Genomic DNA, 18,685 nt, shown 5'->3' with positions numbered 1-18,685 from the left:
ACCGAGTCCGGAACCACTACTCCTGTGGCTCCTGCGTGTCGTCTCCTCCGGCTGCACCGTTGACGTCCGACGGCTCGTCCGCGTTGCGCGCGACGGCGAGAAGGGTAGTGCCTTCGCCGAGATTCATCAGCCTGACGCCCTTCGTCTGCCGCCCGGCCTTGCGCACCTGCTCGGCCGGGGTCCGGATGACCCCACCGCTCGACGTGATGGCGTACAGCTCGTCGTCGACGTCGACGATGAGTGCTGCCACCAGCCTGCCACGGCGCTGGTCGTGCTGGATGGTCAGAACGCCCTTGCCGCCGCGTCCCTGGATCGGGTAGTCCTCGATCGGCGTCCGCTTCGCGTACCCGCCGTCCGTCGCGACCAGCAGGAACTTGTCCTGGGTGACCACGTTGATGCCGAGCAGCTCGTCGCCGTCGTTGAACCGCATGCCCAGCACACCGGAGGTGGCGCGGCCCATCGGCCGCAGCGCCTCGTCGGTGGCGTGGAAGCGGATGGACTGGCCGTCCGAGGAGACCAGGAGCAGGTCGTCCTCCGCGGAGACCAGCACCGCGCCGACCAGCTCGTCGCCCTCGCGGAGGTTGACGCCGATCAGCCCGCCGGAGCGGTTCGAGTCGAAGTCGGCCAGCTTGGTCTTCTTGACCAGGCCCTTCCTCGTCGCCAGCACCAGGTACGGCGCGACCTGGTAGTCCTTGATCTGGATGACACTGGCGATCTTCTCGTCCGGCTGGAAGGCCAGCAGGTTCGCCACGTGCTGCCCGCGCGCGTTGCGGTTGGCCTCGGGCAGTTCGTAGGCCTTCGCGCGGTAGACCCGGCCCTTGTTCGTGAAGAACAGGATCCAGTCGTGCGTGGAGCAGACGAAGAAGTGCTGGACGATGTCGTCCTGCTTGAGCGTGGCGCCCTGCACGCCCTTGCCGCCGCGCCGCTGCGAGCGGTACAGGTCGGTCTTCGTCCGCTTCGCGTACCCGGTCCGGGTGATGGTGACCACCACGTCCTCGACCGCGATGAGGTCCTCGATGGAGACATCGCCGTCGAACGGGATGATCTGGGTGCGCCGGTCGTTGCCGTGCTTGTCGACGACCTCGGTCAGCTCGTCCGAGATGATCTGCCGCTGGCGCTCCGGGCGATCGAGGATGTCCTTCAGGTCCGCGATCTCGGTCTCGATCTTGGCCAGCTCGTCGACGATCTTCTGGCGCTCCAGCGCGGCCAGCCGGCGCAGCTGCATGTCGAGGATGGCGACGGCCTGCACCTCGTCGACTTCGAGCAGCTCGATCAGCCCGGCCCGCGCCTCCTCGGCCGACGGCGACCGGCGGATCAGCGCGATCACCTCGTCGAGCATGTCCAGCGCCTTGACCAGACCCCGCAGGATGTGCGCGCGTTCCTCGGCCTTGCGAAGCCGGAACTTGGTCCGGCGGACGATGACCTCGACCTGGTGCTTGACGTAGTGCCGGATGATCTGGTCGAGCCGCAGCGTGCGCGGCACGCCGTCGACCAGCGCCAGCATGTTGACGCCGAAGTTGTACTGCAGCTGGGTGTGCTTGTAGAGGTTGTTCAGCACGACCTTGGCCACCGCGTCGCGCTTGAGCGTGACCACGATGCGCATGCCGCGTCGGCTGTTCGACTCGTCGGCGATGTCCGCGATACCGGTGAGCTTGCCGTCGCGAACCAGGTTGGCGATGTTCTCCACCAGGTTGTCCGGGTTGACCTGGTAGGGCAGCTCGGTGACCACCAGGATGGTGCGGCCCTTGGTGTCCTCTTCGACCTCGACCACAGAGCGCATGCGGATCGAACCGCGGCCGGTGCGGTAGGCGTCCTCGATACCGGCGTGGCCGAGGATGAGGCCCTTGGTCGGGAAGTCCGGGCCCTTGATCCGCTGCAGCAACGCGGCGAGCAGCTCGTCCTCGGTGGCGTCCGGGTGCTCCAGCGCCCAGATCACCCCGTCGGCCACCTCGCGCAGGTTGTGCGGCGGGATGTTCGTCGCCATCCCGACCGCGATCCCGGAACCACCGTTGACCAGCAGGTTCGGGAACCGCGCCGGCAGCACGTCCGGTTCACGGGTACGGCCGTCGTAGTTGTCCGAGAAGTCGACGGTGTCCTCGTCGATGTCCCGGAGCATCTCCATCGCCAACGGCGCGAGACGGGCCTCGGTGTTGTGGCTGACGAAGCCGTCGGTGACGAAGGCGTGGTCGTCCGTGTCCACCCGCAGGCTGTAGACGGGCTGGGCCCCGGCTTCGGTGACCGAAGCGACTTCCGCGTAGTAGAACCGCCCGTCGACCAGCGGCTCGACCACCGACAGCGCGGCCGCGTCGGTGATGTGCGCGCTGATTTCTTCGCGCCGATTCTCCCACCGCTCCACGCGGTCGACGTTGTGCCGGCGCAGCCAGTCGCGGTCGGCCCGGCTGGTGGCCCCGTGCGCACGCAGGAACTCGCCGACGTGGGGCACGTGGTCCGAGGACATCGACCGGGAGTCGACCGGGAGCGCGTCGAGGATGCGCTCGAGCTTGGCCTGCTTGGCCCCGTGGAAGCTCACCCTGGTGGCGAACAGCCGGGCGTCCCGGCGGTTGGTGACGACCACCTTCCGCTCGCCGTGCTCGTACCGCACCAGCTTGGCGACCACCCCGAACTCCAGGAGCAGCTGCTGGACCTCGCGGGCCAGCCGGTCGCTCCGGGTGGAGTAGGAGATCTGCACGGAGTCCCTCGGCAGCGCCGAGCACGAGCCGTCCCCGGTGAACAGCCCGATGAGGAACGCCCGCTTGACCGTCTTCCCGGACTGCCAGACGAACTCGGGCACCCGCTTGTCGGCGCTGCGCTGGCCGACCATCTCGCCGAGCGAGCTCGCCCGCAACGCGCTCATGTTGTGGATGTCGAGTTCGTGCAGCAGCGAACCGGAGGCGATCCGGCGCTGGGAAACGTAGCGAGGGCCACCGACCACGTGGTCGTAGCTGTCGACGACGTACCGGAAGAAGTCCTCGTCGATGTTGTTGAAACCGGCGCGGCCTTCCGAGACGAAGCCTTCGGCGACGAACGCGCCGGCCAGCAGGCCCTCGACCCACCGGCGGACCTCGGACATGTGGTCCTCGGCCGCTTCGACGCGCTGCATGACCACGCGGTCGCCCGGCCTGACCTCTTCGAGGAGCTTCCACAGCAGGGTCGGCACCCCGAGCACGTTCACCAGGCAGAGCACCGGGTGGTTGTGGGTGCCGGTCAGCTCGAAACCCTCGCGGGTGGCGAGCTTGAGCGTGGCGTGGTCACCGGAGTGGAACAGCATCTCGGCCCGCACCGGATCACCGTTGCGGTCGAGCACCTTGAGGTCGATCGGGTTGTCGCTGTTCGGCGCGGCGTCCGGCACGATGTCGCCGATCCGGACGGTCGAGCCGTCGGCCAGCTTGACCCGGGTGTCGCCGACCACGCAGTACCGCATGGCGGCGGCCGGGTCGTTGCCCGAGGAGCCGAAGTTGCCCTGGCCGTCGATCAGCGGGTTGCGCATGGACCACGGCTGCGCGAGCCGGACCAGCGCGTCGTAGATCGCCGAGTCACCGTGGGGGTGGTAGTTGCCCATCACGTCGCCGACCACGCGCGAGCACTTGTTGTACCCGCGTTCGGGCCGGAACCCGGAGTCGTACATCGAGTACAGGATCCGGCGGGCCACCGGCTTGAGCCCGTCACGCACGTCCGGCAGCGCCCGCGACACGATCACGCTCATCGCGTAGTCGATGTAGGAGCGCTGCATCTCCTGCTGGATGTCGACCGGTTCGACGCGGTCGTTCTCCGGCGGCAAGGTTTCCGTCATCTGGTCCTTCTATGGTTCAGGAAAAGTCCGTGGCGGGGACTCACACGTCGAGGAAGCGGACGTCCTTGGCGTTGCGGGTGATGAACGAGCGGCGGGCCTCCACGTCCTCGCCCATCAGCACCGAGAACAGCTCGTCCGCGGTGGCCGCGTCGTCCAGGGTGACCTGGCCCAGCAGCCGGTTGGCCGGGTCCATCGTGGTCTCCCACAGCTCTTCGGCGTTCATCTCGCCGAGACCCTTGTAGCGCTGGATCGCGTCGTCCTTGGGGAGCTTCTTGCCCGCCGCGACACCCTCGGCGATCAGGCCGTCGCGCTCGCGGTCGGAGTAGGCGTACTCGGGTTCCTGCCGCGGCCACTTGATCTTGTACAGCGGCGGCCGTGAGAGGAAGACGTGGCCGTGCTCGACCAGCGGCCGCATGAAGCGGAACAGCAGGGTGAGCAGCAGCGTGGTGATGTGCTGGCCGTCGACGTCGGCGTCGGCCATCAGCACGATCTTGTGGTAGCGCAGCTTGGCCAGGTCGAACTCGTCGTGGATGCCGGTGCCCAGCGCGGTGATCAGCGACTGGACCTCGGTGTTCTTCAGCACGCGGTCGATGCGGGCCTTCTCGACGTTGATGATCTTGCCGCGGATCGGCAGGATCGCCTGGTACATCGAGTCCCGGCCCTCCTTGGCCGAGCCGCCTGCCGAGTCACCCTCGACGATGTAGAGCTCGCACTCCTCCGGGTTGGTGGAGCGGCAGTCCTTCAGCTTGCCGGGCAGGCCGCCGATCTCCAGCGCGCCCTTGCGGCGGACCAGGTCGCGTGCCTTGCGGGCGGCCATGCGCGCCTGCGCCGAGGAGATCGACTTGTTGATGACCGTCTTGGCCTCGGCCGGGTTGCGCTCGAACCAGTCGGCCAGCCACTCGTTCGTCTTGGTCTGCACGAACGACTTGGCCTCGCTGTTGCCCAGCTTGGTCTTGGTCTGGCCCTCGAACTGCGGTTCGGCCAGCTTCACCGAGACGATCGCGGCGAGGCCCTCGCGCACGTCGTCACCGGTGAGGTTCGTGTCCTTCTCCTTGAGCAGCTTCTTGTCGCGCGCGTACGCGTTGACGATGCGGGTCAGCGCGGCGCGGAAGCCCTCTTCGTGGGTGCCGCCCTCGTGCGTGTTGATCGTGTTGGCGAAGGTGTAGACCGACGGCGTGAAGCCGGTGTTCCACTGCATCGCCACCTCGACCTCGAGGCCGTCGCCCTTGGCGTCGAAGGAGATGACGCTGTTGTGGATCGGTTCCTTGCTGCCGTTGATGTGCTTGACGAAGTCCTCGAGCCCGCCCGGGTAGCAGTAGACGCGCTCCTTGACCCTGGCCCGCTGCCCGGAGGCGTCCTCCTCGGTCTCCTCCTCGGCCACGCGCTCGTCGCGCAGGCTCAGCGTGAGGCCCTTGTTCAGGAACGCCATCTCCTGCAGCCGCCGGGCGATGGTCTCGGCGCTGTAGGTGGTGGTCTCGAAGATGTCCGGGTCGGCCCAGAAGGTGACCGTGGTGCCGGTGCGGTCGGTCTCGCCCGCCTCGATCAGCGGGCCGGGGACCGATCGGTCGTAGTGCTGGGTCCAGATCTTGCCGTCGAGGTGGATCTCCACGTCGAGGGCGGAGGACAGCGCGTTCACCACGGAGACGCCGACGCCGTGCAGCCCGCCGGAGACCGCGTACGAGTCGCTGTCGAACTTGCCGCCCGCGTGCAGCACGGTGAGCACGACCTCGACGGTCGGCTTCTTCTCCTTGGGGTGCATCTCCACCGGGATGCCGCGGCCGTCGTCGATCACGCGGACGCCGCCGTCTGCCAGTAGAATGACGTCGACCTTGGTCGCGTGCCCGGCCATCGCCTCGTCGACGGAGTTGTCCACAACTTCCTGGACCAGGTGGTGCAGGCCGCGTTCGCCGGTCGAGCCGATGTACATGCCAGGGCGCTTGCGGACCGCTTCAAGACCCTCGAGCACGGTGATGGACGATGCGTTGTAGTCGTTCTTGTTCGCTGTCACCGGCGTGTTTTCTCCTCGTCTCGAGCAGCGCGGTCATCCCGCTACGAACATGGTACTTGGCCACGTTCGCTCACATGCGGCAAGGACACCCCTGATTTCGTCACAGAGCCACGAACTCGAGTCAAGTCGACTCGGGCAATGGTTCCGCGTGGCTCCGCGCGCTCTCGGGGCAATGAGTCAGCTCGGAGTCAAGCCCTGCTCACCCGTATGTGTCGCGGGGGCCGCGACCGGAGACGTGGCGTGGTCCCTTTCGCCAGCTCGGCGCCGTCGGACCTTGGATGCGCATGCGCTTGACCACGCCGTTCCCCACCCCGGCGGCGATCTTGCCGAGCAGCTGACCCTGCAGCAGGCGCAGCTGCGTGGCCCACGCCGTGGAGCTCGCGCGCACGGTCAGTTCACCGTCTTTCAGCGCGACCGGCTGCGCGTGCTCGGCCACCTCTTCCCCGACCAGGCGAGCCCAGTGGCCGAACACCTGGCCCGAGGCCAGCCGCCCGTTCCACCCGCGCTCGACCGCGATCCGGGAGACGATCCGGCCGAAGGGCTGTGGATCGCGCGAATCCGCGCCGGGCCCGGACCACCGGCGGCGGCGCGGGTCCTGGCGGGTGCCGGTGGCCGGCCGCTTGCCGAGCGGGGTCTTCCGCGACTGAGCCTTGGCGCGAGCTGCCTCCAACGCGGCCTTGGCGAGGTCCCTCCCGGACTGTGGAGGATTCTGCTCGCTCGGCCTAGCGGAATTCTCACGCTCCGTGGTCGAACCCGGGGGTGCGGCTGCCTGCGACCCCGAGGATCGCCCATTCGGCCGCGCGGTCACTCCTCGCGATAACTGATTCACGGTGTTATCCACACTATCCACAGGTTTGTCCCCAGATAGGTGGGCAACCGCTCTGGTCGCGGTCACCCCGGGTCGCCGATTCGATCTTCCGCCTTGCTCTTCCGTGTTCGTCGTGCCGGTCCGGCTCAGGCCGGCCGGACCTCTCCCTCCGCGACGGTGAAGCGCCGTCCGGTGAGTTCCTCGGGCACGTCCTCCGCCACCGCCGCGGTCACCAGCACCTGCTCGGCACCGGCCGCGACCTCCGCCAGGCGCGCGCGGCGCCGCCGGTCCAGCTCGGCGAAGACGTCGTCGAGCAGCAGCACCGGCTCACCGGCTTCCGCTCGCAGCAGTTCGTAGGAGCCGAGCCGCAGCGCGAGCGCGAACGACCAGGACTCGCCGTGGCTGGCGTAGCCCTTCGCCGGTGCCTCACCGAGCACGAGGTCCAGCTCGTCCCGGTGTGGCCCGACCAGGCTTACCCCGCGTTCGAGCTCCTGGGGCCGCGACTCGCCGAGCGCGGCCACGAGGATCTCCGTCAGCTTGCCGATATCGGCCTTCTCACCTGCGGGAACGCCGTAGCCCGCCGGCAACGCGTCGCCCAGGCTCGACCGGTAGGAGATCAGCGCCGGTCGTGAATCCGGCGCCACCCCCTGGTAGGCGGCCGAGGTGTGCGGGGCCAGGTCCGCGACCAGGTCGAGCCGCCCGGCGAGCAGCTGCGCCCCGGCTGCGGCCAGGTGGTTGTCCCACACCTCGAGCGTGCTCAGCGCGTACGGGTCCTCCCGCGCGCTGCCCCGCTTCTTGCCGGTGGTCTTGAGCAGGGCGTTGCGCTGGCGCAGCACCCGCTCGTAGTCCGCGCGCACCCCGGCGTACCGCGGCGCGCGCTGCACCAGCAGCTCGTCGAGGAACTTGCGGCGCTCCCCGGGATCGCCGCGCACCAGCGCCAGGTCCTCCGGGCAGAACAACACCGTGCGCAGGATCCCGAGCACGTCGCGCGGCTTGCCGACCGCGCCGCGATTCACCCTGGCGCGGTTCGCCCGGCCGGGCGTGATTTCCAGTTCCACGGTCAGCTCGCGGTCGTCGTTGACCACGGCCACCCGCACCAGCGCGCGCTCCTGGCCGTGCCGGACCAGGGGCGCGTCGGTGGCGACCCGGTGCGAACCGAGCGTGGCGGCGTACCCGATCGCCTCGATCAGGTTCGTCTTGCCACGCCCGTTCTGCCCGATCAGCACGGTCGGGCCGGGTTCGAGCGGCAGGTCGGCGTGCTCCCACGAGCGGAAGTCCGTGACCTGCAGATGACGGAGGTACACCGGGACCGGCTCAGCCGCCGGCCTTCTTCACCGCGTGGCCGCCGAACTGCTGGCGCAGCGCGGCCACCGCGCGCATCGCGGCGGAGTGCTCCTGACGCGAGGCGAACCTGGCGAACAGGGCGGCCGAGATGACCGGCGCGGGCACGGCGTTGTTGATCGCCTCTTCGAGGGTCCACCGGCCTTCGCCGGAGTCCTCGACGTAACCCTCGAGGTCGTCCAGCTCCGGGTCCTCGTCCAGCGCGCGGACCAGCAGGTCGAGGAGCCAGGAGCGGACCACGGTCCCGCGCTGCCAGCCCTTGATCACCGACGGCACGTCCTCGACCACGTGCGAGGCCTCGAGCAGCTCGAAGCCCTCGGCGAACGCCTGCATCAGGCCGTACTCGATGCCGTTGTGCACCATCTTCGCGTAGTGCCCGGCGCCGACCGAGCCCGCGTGCGAGAAGCCTTCCTCGCGCGGGCCTTCCGGCCGGAGGGCGTCGAAGATCGGCATCGCGCGCTCGACGTCGGCGGCCGCACCGCCGACCATCAGGCCGTACCCGTTCTCCTTGCCCCAGATGCCACCGGAGACGCCGACGTCGAGGTAGCCCACGCCCTTGGCGGCGAGCAGCTCGGCGTTCAGCTTGTCGTCGGTGAACTTGGAGTTGCCGCCGTCGATGAGGATGTCGCCCTCTTCGAGCAGGTTGCCGAACGCGACCACGGTCTCCCTGGTCGGGTCCCCCGCGGGCACCATCACCCAGACGATGCGCGGCGCGGCCAGCTTCGAGACCAGCTCTTCGAGCGAAGCCGTGTCGCTGACTTCGGCGTTGCGGTCGTAGCCGACGACTTCGTGCCCGGCGGCACGCAGCCGCTCGCGCATGTTGAAGCCCATCTTGCCGAGCCCGACCAACCCCATCTGCACCATGTGAAAACTCCCCTTGCTCCCGATCAGTCGCCGACAGTTGACGCCGGTGCTCAGCCCGGCAGGCGGACCGGCATCAGCAGGTAGAGGTACCCGGGCACCACGTTGCCCTCCTCGTCCGCTGGCTTGATCAGCGCGGGGCGGTTGGGCGTGGTGAAGGTCAGCTCGGCGCGGTCGGCGTGCAGCGCACCGAGCCCGTCGACCAGGTAGCCCGGGTTGAAGGCGATGGTCACCGCCTCCCCCTCGTAGTCCACCGGCAGCTCCTCTTCGGCGCTGCCTTCGTCATCGCCCCCGGCGGACAGCCGCAGCAGTCCCTCCGAGAACTCGAGCCGCACCTGGGTACCACGCTCGGCGACCAGTGACACACGCTTGATCGCTTCGGCGAGCGCGCCGACGCCGATCACCGCGCGCGAGGTGTGGTTCGCGGGCAGCAACTGGCGGTACGGCGGGAACTCGGCGTCGAGGAGCCGGGTGGTCGCGTAGCGGCCGGAGCCGGAAAGACCGAGCAGGCCCTCACCGCTGGCGAGCGCGAGCTTGACCGTCGCGCCGCTGCCGCCCATCGACTTCGCGGCCTCGGCGAGCGTGCGCGCGGGCACGAGCACCGCGGCGTCGGCCAGCCCCTCGGCCGGCTTCCAGGTGAACTCGCGCATGGCCAGGCGGAAGCGGTCGGTGGCGACGAGGGTGACCGTGTCGCCGGAGATCTCCAGCCGCATACCGGTGAGCATCGGGAGCGTGTCGTCCTTGCCGGAGGCGACCGCGACCTGGGACACCGCCTGGCCGAAGACCTCTCCGGCCAGTTCACCGGCGAAAGCGGGCTGGGACGGGAGCTGCGGGTAGTCCTCGACCGGCATGGTCGGCAGGCTGAACTTGGCGTTCCCGCAGGTGATGGACGCGCGGGCGCCGTCAACCGAGATCTCCACCGGCTGCGCGGGCAGCGCCTTGGTGATGTCGGCGAGGAGGCGGCCGGAGACGAGCATGCGGCCGCCGTCGGCGATGGTCGCCGGGACGCCCACGGTGGCCGAGACCTCGTAGTCGAAACCGGAAACGGTGAGCGCGTCGCTTTCGGCGGTGTCGGAGGCCTCCAGGAGCACTCCGCCCAGTACCGGGACGGGAGGCCGCGACGGCAGGCTTCTCGCCACCCAGGCGACGGCGTCTGCCAGCCCGTCGCGCTCGACGCGGATCTTCATGCGCTCATCCTTTCGCGGTAGCCGGGCCCCTCCGGCCCGAGAAGATCGACAAACGCCTCTGGCGTCCGCCCAGGTCGGGTGGCAGCGACGAGCGCCGACAGGCGGACCTGGTGTGGGTACTCACGTTAGAGCGTGACCGGCTCCCCCGTCATCCGGCCTCCTCTGTCGACAAAGCGATGAAGCGACAGCCAGGCGGGACTTGTCCCCAATTTCGACCTGCCCCTGTTTTTAATCAGTTCTCTAAGAAGAAGAATTAACAGTGACAGTAATAGGGGCTGTGGATTGTGTGGATAGAGCCTGTTGCCCCAGCGTGTACGGCGCGGCGAGCTGTGGACACCGGTGGAGCGGATCGGTGGACAGCTTCGGCGACCGGTGGACAACTTCAGCCACCCACAGGTTCCATCCACATCTGTCCACAGTTGTCCACACAGCTGTCCCCACCTGTGCGCTGCTTTGTACCCAGGCAATGCACCGGCGCCGGCCGCCGAACTCGTCTCCGAGATCGCCCTGCAGGGTGATGTGGACAGTTTTGTGCATCTCCTGTGCATGGTTGCCGGTTTGCCTGTGTTTTTCCTGTGGAGAAACGGAAGATCGCCAGGTCGGCTGCCTGGGGACTACTTTTCCCTTGTGGGCCAAGCGGTTTCGCGAAGCGTCGCGTACGCTCCTTCATGACGCGAGGCGCGCGAAGCGCCCTTCGCGCGCCTCGCGGCTTTCCTTGCTATACAAGCGCTTCGCGCGCGTACGCGGCCTACGCGCTGGTAACCGGCTGAACCGGTGTGGGAAACCCCATATAGTGGTTACATGGATCTGGGCACCAGGTTGATCACCGGCGAGGACGGGCAGCCGTTCCCGTTCGACCCGGGTGCGTTCTTCCTCGAGCTGCTCCTCACCGGCGGGCCCGAAGGCGAGCAGTGGGAGTTGCTGCGCGGCACGTCCGACCTCGCGAGCTGGCTGGTCGACTCACGCCTCGCGCTCACCGCGCCGATCGAGGCGGAGGACGTGCGCATCCGCCCGGCCGAGCTCCGCGCCATCAAGCACCTGCGGGACACGCTCTGGACCGTGGCGCACGTGATCGCCGCCGGCGAGGAACCGAACGAAGACGAACTGGAAACCATCAACGCGGCAGCCGAGTCGTCCCTGCGGCCGCGGGTCGCGCTCGACACCGGCGTGTGCGAATGGGCCACGCCGATCACCGGTACCCAGGTGCTCGGCACCGCGGCGCGCGAAGCGATCGACGTCATCGGCGGTGACCGGATCGACCGGCTGCGTGAGTGCGAAGCGGAGGACTGCGGGCTGCTCTTCCTCGACACCTCGCGGCCGGGCAACCGGCGGTGGTGCTCGATGCAGCGCTGCGGCAACCGCAACAAGGTGAAGGCCTACCGCGAACGGCAGGCCCAGGACTGACGGATGGCCGCTACTGCCGCGCGCGCTGCTTGATGCGCGAGGTCAGTTCCTGCACCTGGTCGTAGATCCGCCGGCGCTCGGCCATCTCCTTGCGGATCTTCTTCGCCGCGTGCATCACCGTGGTGTGGTCGCGGCCGCCGAAGGTCTGCCCGATCCGCGGCAGCGACATGTCGGTCAGCTCGCGGCACAGGTACATGGCGATCTGCCGGGCGGTGGCGAGCGCTTTCGTCTTGCCGGGGCCGCAGAGCTCGTCGAGCGAGACGTCGAAGAACTCCGCGGTGACGCCCATGATGGTCGGCGCGCTGATCTCCGGTGCGTGCGAATCGGGGATCAGGTCGCGCAGGACGATCTCGGCGAGGCCGACGTCGACCGGCTGCTGGTTCAGCGAGGCGAACGCGGTGACGCGGATGAGCGCGCCCTCGAGTTCGCGGATGTTCGCCTCGACCCTGGCCGCGATGAACTCCAGCACCTCACCGGGCACCGCGAGCCGGTCCTGCGCGGCCTTCTTCCGCAGGATCGCGATGCGGGTCTCGAGCTCGGGCGGCTGGATGTCGGTGATCAGGCCCCACTCGAACCGCGTGCGCAGCCGGTCCTCCAGGGTTTCCAGCCGCTTGGGCGGCCGGTCGGAGGAGACCACGATCTGCTTGTTCTGGTTGTGCAGGGTGTTGAAGGTGTGGAAGAACTCCTCCTGCGTGCCTTCCTTGCCCTCGAGGAACTGGATGTCGTCGACGAGCAGGATGTCGATGTCGCGGTAGCGGCGCTGGAAGGCCACCTTGCGGTCGTCGCGCAGGGAGTTGATGAAGTCGTTGGTGAACTCTTCGGTGGAGACGTAGCGCACGCGCATGCCGGGGAACAGGCGCTGGGCGTAGTGCCCGACGGCGTGCAGCAGGTGCGTCTTCCCGAGGCCGGACTCGCCCCAGATGAACAGCGGGTTGTACGCGCGGGCCGGCGCTTCGGCGACGGCGACCGAGGCCGCGTGCGCGAACCGGTTCGAAGCACCGATGACGAAGGTGTCGAAGGTGTACTTCTCGTTGAGGCGCGTCTTCGAGGTCTGCGGTTGCGCGGGCGCGGTGTACGGCTGCCCGGCCACCGGCTGGCCGGAGAAGGTCGGCCAGATCTCGTGCACCGTGGCGAGCGCCTCGCCCTCTTCGTCTATCTCTTCGTCACCGTCGTCGAGGGAATCCGACTGATCGTGTGAACGGGAGAGCCCGCCGGGGTCCGGCCGGGGGGTGCGGGTGGGCGGCATGCCGGGGGGCATCGCCGAGCCTTCGAGCGGGGGCGCCGGCGGCGGACCGGGCATCGGCCGCGGGGTCTGGGGACGCGGGCCGGGCATCGGCGAACGCGGCGCGGAACCGTTGTCCACCCGCTGGGGTGATGGCGCGTACCGGCTGGGTGGTGGCGGCACGGGCGGACCACCCATCGCGCCGTCGTTCGTCTCGACCTTGACCGCGAGCGAGACCGCGCGGCCGAGGCGGCGCGAGAGCGCGTCGGTGATCGGTTCGCGCAGGGCGCGTTCGATGGCTTCCTTGGCGAAGTCGCTCGGGGCGGCGAGCAGCGCGGTGCCGTCCAGCAGGCCGATCGGCCTGGTCACGCGCATCCAGGCGCGTTGCTGGGGGGAGAGCGTGCTGTCGGACAGTTCGCGGACGACCTGCTCCCAGACCACACCCAGGTTCAACTGGTGGTCGGACACCTGTGCTGTTCCCCTCCCCTCGTCCATCCGCGGTTCACTCACACGGAGCGGTCTACCCTATCCCCAAGCCGAACCCGCGCAGCAGGTATCCACAAGTTGTCCACAACTGTGTACTAATGTACGGCGATGCCCAGCCGCCTCACCCGGCGGCTCGGTGATCTACCGGCGGCGAGCTTCCCACCCGCTCCCGACCGGCGAGGACCTGCCCCGGTGACCGGGGCTCGTGACCGAGGAGAGGCACGCTAACAAGCCTCGCCCGATGCCACAAGACGTGGTCGTGGGCCAGCTTTTCACGGTGCACGGCGTGTCGCCAGCCGACCCTCCACCGTGGCCCGCCCGCCCCGGCCGACGCGGTCGCCGTGTGTTATCGAGGGGCCGGTTTCAGTGTCACCGGGCCGGGTGCGTACCCTCGTAAGGTCTCCCGCAGGCAGCGGGTTCGTTTCGCGTGCCCGTGTTCTTTCCCGCCACCGAGGTGGGGTCGCGGCCGGAGCAGGAGACGAACACACACGTACGCGCTCGCCCGGTTTCACGTCTGCCCGCAGGCGTCGGCGAGTCAGAGAGCAGGAGAAGTCGACCGTGGCAAAGGGTAAGCGCACCTTCCAGCCGAACAACCGCCGACGCGCGCGGACCCACGGGTTCCGGCTGCGCATGCGGACCCGTGCCGGCCGGGCCATCTTGGCGGCCCGTCGTCGCAAGGGCCGTCAAGAACTGTCCGCCTGATCCCGGCGGCCCGCCATGTTGCCGGCCACCGCTCGACTGCGGCGGAGCGAAGACTTCCGTTCGGTCATGCGCGGTGGCGTCCGGGCCGGACGCAAACGCCTGGTGGTCCACGCGATCCCGGGCGACGCGGAAGGTGCCAGTGGCAGCAGGGCGGGCTTCGTCGTGAGCAAGGCCGTCGGGAACTCGGTGGTGCGCCACCGGGTGGCCCGGCGGTTGCGTCATCTCGTATCCGCGCGGCTTGGAACGCTTCCGGGTGGTAGCTCGTTGGTCGTTCGGGCCCTGCCTGCCGCTGCCACCGCCACCAGCGCGGAACTCGGTTCGGATCTCGACTCGGCGTTGCGCCGGCTCGGCCTCGTGCCCGGTTCCGCCGGCGGGGCACGCAAGGATCCACCCTCGCGCGTAGACGGGCCATCGGTGTGAGCGAAACACGAAGTGATGAGGGCAGCCCGGCACCCGTGCCGCGGCCGGGCCCGGTCGCGTGGGTTCTTCTGCTCCCGGTGCGCTTCTACCGCAAAGCGATCTCTCCCTTCCTGCCGCCCAGCTGCCGGTTCTACCCCAGCTGCAGTGCCTATGCGCAGGAAGCACTGACCCGGCACGGCGCTGCCCGCGGGAGTTATCTCGCGGTGCGCCGGCTGCTGCGCTGCGGGCCGTGGACCCCTCCCGGCCGGGACCCGGTACCCGAGGTCTTCACCTGGCGCCACCACCGACCTGGTACATCTACCGAGGAGTAGTTCAGTGCTCGACTTCATCTACTACCCCGTGTCCTTCATCCTGTGGTGTTGGCACAAGGTATTCGGGCTGGTGTTCGGCGAGGCCAGCGCCGTGGCCTGGGTCCTGGCGATCATCTTCCTGACCTTCACCGTCCGCGGCATCATGTTCAAGCCGTTCGTGAACCAGGTCCGGTCGATGAAGAAGATGCAGGACTTCGCGCCGGAGATCAAGAAGGTCCAGAAGAAGTACGCCAACGACAAGCAGCGCCAGGCGCTGGAGATGCAGAAGCTCCAGAAGGAGCACGGCGTCAACCCGCTCGGCAGCTGCCTGCCGATGCTGCTGCAGATCCCGGTGTTCATCGGCCTGAACCACGTGCTGCGGATGTTCACGGTCAACCCGAACGGCGGGGAGAAGACCGAGAACTACTTCTTCGACAAGGGCGGCGTCGAGTCCTACGTCAACGCGAAGCTGTTCGGCGTCAACCTCGGCGACGCGATCCACAACACGCAGATCCTCGCGGGCGAATCGGCGTCGAGTGGCTGGCACTGGTACGTGGCGCCGGTCGCGATCCCGCTGATGATCGTCGCGGCCATCGCGACCCACCTGACCGCGCGGCACTCGGTCGCCCGCCAGAACCCGGCGTCGGCGACCCAGCAGACCGCGATGATGAACAAGCTGACCCTCTACATCTTCCCGCTCGGTGTGCTCGTCTTCGGCGCGCTCTTCCCGATCGGCCTGCTGATCTACTGGCTGGCGAACAACGGCTGGACCCTCATGCAGCAGCGCCTGGTCTACACGAAGATCGACAAGGAAGAGGAGAAGAAGAAGACCGAGGCGATCGAGAAGCGCAACACCATCGCGCCGAAGGTCGGCCAGAAGCCCAAGGTCGGGCAGAAGCCGGTGCAGAAGAAGAACCCGGCGGCCCAGACCGGCGCGGACAAGCCGGGCCAGTCGCAGGCGAAGAAGAAGCCCGGCTCCCCGCACGGTTTCGCCCAGGGCAGCACCGCCGCCGGCAAGAAGGGGTCCGGCGCGGCGAAGAAGCCGAACTCCGCCTCGGCGCCGAATTCGGACTCCCCCTCGAACACGAACTCGAACTCCAACGAGAACGGCACGGGCGTGCCCGGCCTGATCAGCGACTCAACGAAGAAGTCTGGCCGGAAGCGCCGCTGAGCGCGGGCTGGAGAGGAGACAAGGCATGGCGGAAACGGCCGAAGCGGTCGACACCGAGAGCGAGGAGACCGAGGTCGCCGAGGCGACTGAAGCTCCTGCGGCTCCGGCGAAGAACGGTGTGGATGACGACCTCCTGGTGAAGGAAGGCGACATCGCGGGCGACTACCTGGAGCGCCTGCTGGATCTGCTGGACTACGACGGTGACATCGACCTGGATGTCGAAGCCGGCCGGGCCATCGTCAGCATCGACGGCGGTGAAGACCTGGAGAAGCTGGTCGGCTCGCGGGGCAACGTCCTCGAAGCCCTGCAGGAGCTGACGCGCCTGGCGGTCCAGCAGGAGACGGGCTCGCGAAGCCGGCTCATGCTGGACATCGCAGGCTGGCGGGCGGACCGCCGGGAGGAACTGCGCGAGCTGGGCCGCTCCACCGCGGAGACCGTGCTGGCCAGCGGCGAGCGAGTCCGGCTGCAGCCGATGAGCCCCTTCGAACGCAAGGTGGTCCACGATGCCGTCGCCGCCATCGACGGCGTGCGGAGCGAAAGCGAAGGCGAGGACCCGAAGCGCCGAGTGGTGGTCTTCCCCTCCTGAAATCGCACCACCTGACGCGGCCCGCCGGACACCTTCCGGCGGGCCGCTTCGTTTTCCAGCCGAGTGCTACTCCCCGGTTGCCGCGCCCGGCCTTCCTGCTGAGACTTATTGGTTCAGAGCCGCGAGCCGTGCTTGGCAGATGCCTGCGCGCGCTGCGTGCACGCCATCCACTTGATCCGACCGCCTCCAGATCCATCCTCCGTCTCGCAGCAGTTTGCCGCGTTGATCACGAGCCGACTGGTTCGCTCGCCGCACAGGTAGGGGTCCCTACGGTTTGTCAACCGGGAGGGTTCCTCAGGTCTACTCGGTCAGCCTGCGGATGAGATCGTCCAGGCGGGCGCTGAGTTCTTCTGTGTTGGCGAGGTCGTAATGAACGCGGTCGACAACGCTGATGTCGAAGTCTTCGACCTCGAGTTCGGCTTCGCCACTGGCCCAGATGATGAACCAGCCCGCCATGTGAGTTCCAACCAATGCTATGCCGCCGCGGCTGTTGTGGGCGCCCGGTAGTACGTCTTGCTGCGGAGCATGCCGGAGCGTCGGGGTAGCCGGGGCGGTCCCGGCGTAGACAGCGAGGTTTCCGGATCTCCAGCGTCGCGATGGGCCGAGGACGCGTTCGAGGGCGAGGTGAATACCGGTGAGCAGTCCGCGGATGCGGTTGTTGATCCGGGTCGCCTCGGCAGCGAGATCATCGTCGTAGCCGATGAGCACATTCAGCTCGGCAAGCGCGTCGTCATCGACGCCGAGCTGGCGCGGCGTGTGCGGCAAGGTGCGCGCAGCGTCGGCGATGATGATGTAGGCGTCGCGGGCATCGGTCTTGGCGTTGCCGGGGTCGGCGATCCGGCGCATCGGCGGCCTCGGCAGGTAGGCAACTTCGTGACCGTAGGCGCGGGCCACCGCCACCGGCAGAGCACCGATGGTCGCGGGCTGATCGACGACGACCAGGACCGGTCCATGAGTGGCGAGCTTGTCGAACATCGCCCGCAGCTTGGGCTCGGTGTTGGGCAGCGGCGCGTCGTGCAGCCGCTTCCCTGCCGGATTCAGGTCGGCGGCGTGATGCTCCCTGAGACCGGTCCCGGTGGGCCCCCGCTTCCCCTGACGTCGAGCGTCCCCTTGATCGACCCTCGCGTTTCACGTGAAACGGGGCGTCAGCATCGGCAGACGTACACCGGCTGGGTGATCCGGTGTCGCGTCGGCTCAAGGAACTGCACCTGACCATCAGCATCGCCAGCACCGAACTGGCGCAGCGCCCCGGCCGGCGTCGTGCGAGCTCGCTGCGCACCTTGGCATCGACAAGGACGAGGTGCTCTCCCGGGACGCCGACACGTCGCGCTCGGCGCGTTTCACGTGAAACTGAGGCGGCCTGTCCACAAGGGAGGCGGTCATCCACAGATCGGCTCCGGCCGCCGTTGTGAGAGTGGTGCGGCGGTAGAGTGAGTTTGGGGACGCCCCCCTGGGAGTGGCGGGGGTTGTAGATCGTGGGTTGCCTGCGTGGGCCGGTGTGGGTGTGGCGTGGAGCGCTGGGGTGAGTCGTCCGGCGGCGCGGCTGGGGTGGGTGCGCGGCTGAGTGTGTTTCACGTGGAACTGTGCGTGGGATGGTGCACATCTGTGGGTGCGTCGCGCGGGTTTGGGGTGGGGATCGGGGACAATCGGGGGCACGTCGTTTCACGTGAAACGGCGGTCGAAGAGGAGTTCTGAGTGGGTGTGGAAGACGTCATCGGTACGCCGGCGGCGGCAGAACAGGTGTTTGGGGAGCGTCTTCCCGTGGCTGAGCGGTTCGCGGCAATGCTGGCCGAGCACGGAGTCGATCGCGGACTGATCGGACCCCGTGAGGTCGAGCGGTTGTGGGGGCGCCACATCTTGAACTCCGCGGTGATCGGCGAGAAGATCAGCACCGCTGCTCGCGTCGCCGACGTGGGGTCCGGGGCTGGGCTTCCGGGGGTTCCGCTGGCGATCGCTCGACCGGACCTCGATATCGTGCTCATCGAGCCGATGGCGCGGCGCGTCGACTGGCTCGCCGAAGTCGTGGACGAGCTGGATCTGTCGTCGTCCGTCACCGTGGTGCGTGGGCGAGCGGAGGAGAAAGCCGTCCGGGCCGTGGCGGCCGAGCGTGACGTAGTGACCGCGCGGGCGGTCGCTCCCCTGGCGAAGCTCGCCGGTTGGTGCCTGCCGTTGGTGCGCACCGGCGGCACGCTGCTCGCCTTGAAGGGATCGAGCGCCGCGGAGGAGATAACGCGAGACCGGCTCGCGGTGCGCAAGGCCGGTGGTGGTGAAGCGACGGTGGCGGAATGCGGTGGCGGCCTGCTCGATGTGCCGACCACCGTGGTGCTGATCCCCCGCGTCTCACCCGAGAAGACGAAGCGCCGTCGTTGAGGAGATGTTCCACGTGAAACGAATCCAGAACAGCTCGTC

14 protein-coding genes and 1 pseudogene are annotated in these 18,685 nt (G+C 68.4%); 7 read left to right on the top strand and 8 right to left on the bottom strand.

Going from position 1 to position 18,685, the window contains the following annotated elements:
- Window positions 1-16: 16 nt before the first annotated feature.
- From gyrA to dnaN, 6 genes are all read right to left on the bottom strand, one after another.
- Window positions 17-3,790 (bottom strand): intein-containing DNA gyrase subunit A, encoded by a 3,774-nt coding sequence (gene gyrA, locus L3Q67_RS10900; RefSeq protein WP_499189393.1) that lies wholly within the window; start codon window positions 3,788-3,790, stop codon window positions 17-19.
- Window positions 3,791-3,830: 40 nt separating this feature from the next.
- A complete protein-coding gene (gyrB, locus tag L3Q67_RS10895) occupies window positions 3,831-5,798 on the bottom strand; it encodes a DNA topoisomerase subunit B (RefSeq protein ID WP_499189392.1) in 1,968 nt (655 codons plus the stop codon).
- A 199-nt stretch (window positions 5,799-5,997) separates the two neighbouring features.
- Window positions 5,998-6,606: a DciA family protein gene (locus L3Q67_RS10890; RefSeq protein WP_499191498.1), complete on the bottom strand. Its 609-nt coding sequence runs from the start codon at window positions 6,604-6,606 to the stop codon at window positions 5,998-6,000.
- A gap of 146 nt (window positions 6,607-6,752) precedes the next feature.
- Window positions 6,753-7,910: a DNA replication/repair protein RecF gene (gene recF / locus L3Q67_RS10885; protein WP_499189391.1), complete on the bottom strand. Its 1,158-nt coding sequence runs from the start codon at window positions 7,908-7,910 to the stop codon at window positions 6,753-6,755.
- A gap of 10 nt (window positions 7,911-7,920) precedes the next feature.
- A complete protein-coding gene (gnd, locus tag L3Q67_RS10880) occupies window positions 7,921-8,811 on the bottom strand; it encodes an NADP(+)-dependent, decarboxylating phosphogluconate dehydrogenase (protein WP_499189390.1) in 891 nt (296 codons plus the stop codon).
- A 50-nt stretch (window positions 8,812-8,861) separates the two neighbouring features.
- Window positions 8,862-9,995 carry a DNA polymerase III subunit beta gene (gene dnaN, locus L3Q67_RS10875; RefSeq protein ID WP_499189389.1) on the bottom strand — a complete coding sequence of 378 codons (1,134 nt, stop codon included), beginning with the start codon at window positions 9,993-9,995 and terminating at the stop codon, window positions 8,862-8,864.
- Window positions 9,996-10,796: 801 nt separating this feature from the next.
- On the opposite strand from dnaN, the gene L3Q67_RS10870 reads away from it, so the two are divergent.
- On the top strand, window positions 10,797-11,399 hold the full coding sequence (locus L3Q67_RS10870; RefSeq protein WP_499189388.1) for a CGNR zinc finger domain-containing protein: 603 nt from the start codon (window positions 10,797-10,799) through the stop codon (window positions 11,397-11,399).
- 10 nt (window positions 11,400-11,409) lie between these two features.
- Here the strand turns inward: L3Q67_RS10870 and dnaA are convergent, their stop codons facing one another.
- Window positions 11,410-13,089, bottom strand: a complete 1,680-nt coding sequence (gene dnaA, locus L3Q67_RS10865; protein WP_499189387.1) for a chromosomal replication initiator protein DnaA — start codon at window positions 13,087-13,089, stop codon at window positions 11,410-11,412.
- Window positions 13,090-13,665: 576 nt separating this feature from the next.
- On the opposite strand from dnaA, the gene rpmH reads away from it, so the two are divergent.
- From rpmH to L3Q67_RS10840, 5 genes are read left to right on the top strand one after another with little or no spacing between them, the layout of a single operon-like run.
- Entirely contained in the window at window positions 13,666-13,809 is a 144-nt protein-coding gene (gene rpmH / locus L3Q67_RS10860; protein ID WP_113695296.1) for a 50S ribosomal protein L34, read from the top strand.
- Between the two features lie 15 nt (window positions 13,810-13,824).
- On the top strand, window positions 13,825-14,229 hold the full coding sequence (gene rnpA / locus L3Q67_RS10855) for a ribonuclease P protein component (RefSeq protein WP_499189386.1): 405 nt from the start codon (window positions 13,825-13,827) through the stop codon (window positions 14,227-14,229).
- Window positions 14,220-14,540, top strand: coding sequence for a membrane protein insertion efficiency factor YidD (gene yidD, locus L3Q67_RS10850; RefSeq protein WP_499191497.1), 321 nt, complete (start codon window positions 14,220-14,222; stop codon window positions 14,538-14,540). Before rnpA ends, yidD begins: the two co-directional genes overlap by 10 nt.
- A 4-nt stretch (window positions 14,541-14,544) precedes the next feature.
- Window positions 14,545-15,690 carry a membrane protein insertase YidC gene (gene yidC, locus L3Q67_RS10845; RefSeq protein WP_499189385.1) on the top strand — a complete coding sequence of 382 codons (1,146 nt, stop codon included), beginning with the start codon at window positions 14,545-14,547 and terminating at the stop codon, window positions 15,688-15,690.
- Between the two features lie 25 nt (window positions 15,691-15,715).
- Window positions 15,716-16,276, top strand: a complete 561-nt coding sequence (locus tag L3Q67_RS10840; protein WP_209663419.1) for a Jag family protein — start codon at window positions 15,716-15,718, stop codon at window positions 16,274-16,276.
- A 597-nt stretch (window positions 16,277-16,873) separates the two neighbouring features.
- On the opposite strand, the pseudogene L3Q67_RS10835 reads toward L3Q67_RS10840, so the two are convergent.
- Window positions 16,874-17,344: pseudogene (locus L3Q67_RS10835) on the bottom strand (IS110 family transposase); the annotation flags it as partial.
- 627 nt (window positions 17,345-17,971) lie between these two features.
- Between L3Q67_RS10835 and rsmG the strand changes: the two are divergent.
- Window positions 17,972-18,646, top strand: a complete 675-nt coding sequence (gene rsmG / locus L3Q67_RS10830; RefSeq protein WP_499189384.1) for a 16S rRNA (guanine(527)-N(7))-methyltransferase RsmG — start codon at window positions 17,972-17,974, stop codon at window positions 18,644-18,646.
- The last annotated feature ends 39 nt before the right edge of the window (window positions 18,647-18,685 follow it).

The organism is Saccharothrix sp. AJ9571 (assembly GCF_021725495.1).
GTDB classification, from domain to species: Bacteria; Actinomycetota; Actinomycetes; order Mycobacteriales; family Pseudonocardiaceae; genus Amycolatopsis; species Amycolatopsis magusensis.
This window is presented reverse-complemented; position numbering and strand designations above follow the sequence as displayed.

What these genes read in the sequence shown, in the direction of transcription:
- L3Q67_RS10870 (WP_499189388.1), top strand. Translation starts at nt 10,797, where the DNA reads ATGGATCTGGGCACCAGGTTGATCACCGGCGAGGACGGGCAGCCGTTC.
- gnd (WP_499189390.1), bottom strand. Translation starts at nt 8,811, where the DNA reads ATGGTGCAGATGGGGTTGGTCGGGCTCGGCAAGATGGGCTTCAACATG.
- L3Q67_RS10840 (WP_209663419.1), top strand. Translation starts at nt 15,716, where the DNA reads ATGGCGGAAACGGCCGAAGCGGTCGACACCGAGAGCGAGGAGACCGAG.
- dnaN (WP_499189389.1), bottom strand. Translation starts at nt 9,995, where the DNA reads ATGAAGATCCGCGTCGAGCGCGACGGGCTGGCAGACGCCGTCGCCTGG.
- gyrA (WP_499189393.1), bottom strand. Translation starts at nt 3,790, where the DNA reads ATGACGGAAACCTTGCCGCCGGAGAACGACCGCGTCGAACCGGTCGAC.
- rnpA (WP_499189386.1), top strand. Translation starts at nt 13,825, where the DNA reads ATGTTGCCGGCCACCGCTCGACTGCGGCGGAGCGAAGACTTCCGTTCG.